This is a genomic window from Protofrankia sp. CiP1_Cm_nod3 (assembly GCF_982290655.1).
The window spans coordinates 134,532-136,476 of the sequence record NZ_CEVIVD010000001.1 but is presented as its reverse complement, the minus strand read 5'-3'; the positions used below and the strand labels follow the sequence as shown (position 1 = coordinate 136,476).

The following is a 1,945-nucleotide window of genomic DNA, read 5'->3' as shown; positions in this document are numbered from 1 at the left end:
GCTGGGCGGCGGTGACGGCGGCCTGCATGCCGCCGGGGCCGCCGCCGACGACGTGGACCCGCCGCCCGCGCCGGCGCGGCGCCGGCAGCGGCACCGACTCCCGGCCGGTGCGCGGGTTCTCGATGCAGCCCAGCCAGCGGTTGAGCCCCATCCGTCCCACGCACTCCTGGTTGCAGGACAGGCAGGTGCGGATCTCGGTGGCGTGCCCGGCCCGCGCCTTGGCCACGAAGTCCGGGTCGGCGATCTGGCCGCGCACCACCCCGATGAGGTCGGCGTGCCCTGCGGCCAGCGCCCGGTCGGCCTGCAGCGGGTCCTTGAACCGGCCGACGCCGACGACGGGCAGGCTCACCGCCTGTCGGATCGCGCTCGGGATGAACATCGCATAGCCCGGCGGCACCTGCATGCTCGCCTCGATCATGTAGAGGGTCGCGGTGGCGACCCCGATCGAGGTGTTGATGTAGTCGACCTTGCCGGTGGCCTCCACCAGCCGGGCCACGGCGACGGCCTCCTCGATCGTCGTCCCGCCCTCGATCAGCTCGTCGCCGCAGATCCGCACGCCGAGGGCGCGCCGCGGGCCGAGGGCCGCCCGGACCACGTCGACGATCTCCAGCAGCAGGCGGGCCCGGTTCGCCAGCTCCCCGCCGTAGGCGTCGGTGCGCCGGTTGGTCGCCGGGGAGAGGAAGCCGCGCACGATGGACGAGTGCGAGCACTGCAGCTCGACACCGTCGAACCCGCCGGCGACGCAATGCTCGGCGACCAGCCCGTAGCCGTCGACCACTTCCCGGATCTCGTGAAGCTCGACGGCCTTGGGCACCTCGCGGAACAGCGGGTCGGGCACCGGGCTGGGCGCCCACACCGGCAGCCGCGAGTACATCGACGACGCCTGGCCGCCGTTGTGGTTGATCTGGGCGAGGATCGGCACGCCGTGCGCGTGCACCGCGTCGGTGATCCGCCGGTAGCCGGGGATCACCTGCGGGTTGAACCCGTGGATGAGCTTCTCGTACGGCCAGTCCGTGGGATGCGTCGAGTGCTCCTCGGTGATGATCATCCCTGCGCCGCCCGCCGCCCGGGCCGCGTAGTAGGCCACGTGCTGGTCGGAGGGCAGGCCGTCCCGCGCGTAGTTGGTCAGGTGCGCCGAGAAGACCACCCGGTTGTCGACGGTGAGCGGCCCGATGCGTAACGGGCTGAACAGGTACCGGTAACGGCTGGTGGCACTCATGTCGCCTTCCTGGGTACGGGCTGCCGGCTGGGCGTGGCCACCGGTCCGCGCGGCCGCGCGGCCGCCGGACGCGTGGCCACCAGGCCCGTGGCTGCCGGACGAGGAGCCGCCGGACGCGTGGCCACCGGATGAGGAGCCACCGGACGCGTAGCCATCGGGCGCGTGGCCGCCAGCTGAAGATCCATCGGAGATGGCCTAGCCGCGGCGTGCCCCGGCGAGCGGCCGGGACGCCGGTGGGCTCGTGCGGCCGCCGATCTCGAGTGCGCGGCGGCGGCCCTCCAGGACCGCCTCGAGCACCGTCCGCGGCGCCACGCAGTCGCCGGCCCGGGGCGTGCCCGGCCGGGCGGTGTACAGGGCGTCCTCGGGGAGGCGGTGGCCACAGTCGACGAGCACCGCGCACGGCAGCGTGCGGCGCTCACCCGTCCAGACGTCCTCCAGCACGACCCGCCCGCCGCCGGCCTCGCGCAGCAGCACCCGCAGCTGGCGGCGTACGCCCGCCTGCTGCAGCCGGGTGTTGGCCGGCGCGAGGTCGCCGGTGAGGGAGAGCAGCGTGCCCGCCACCGTGTCGGGGGTGCCCAGGGCCACCTCGCGCCCGGCACCGGCGAGCCATTCGGCGACCCCGACCGCCACCGGCCCCCCGACCGGGTCGTGGACGAACACCGGGCCGGCGGGGACGGCGTCCAGACCGCCGCGCAGCACGTCGAGCACGTCGAGCACGGTGGTCGT

1 protein-coding gene and 1 pseudogene are annotated in these 1,945 nt (G+C 74.8%); both read right to left on the bottom strand.

From position 1 onward, the window contains the following. On the bottom strand, positions 1 to 1,219 hold a 1,219-nt coding region (locus tag AC5LUJ_RS00560; RefSeq protein ID WP_493464305.1), incomplete at its 3' end, for an oxidoreductase. 195 nt (positions 1,220 to 1,414) lie between these two features. Next, a pseudogene (locus tag AC5LUJ_RS00555) lies at positions 1,415 to 1,945 on the bottom strand (NADH:flavin oxidoreductase); the annotation flags it as partial.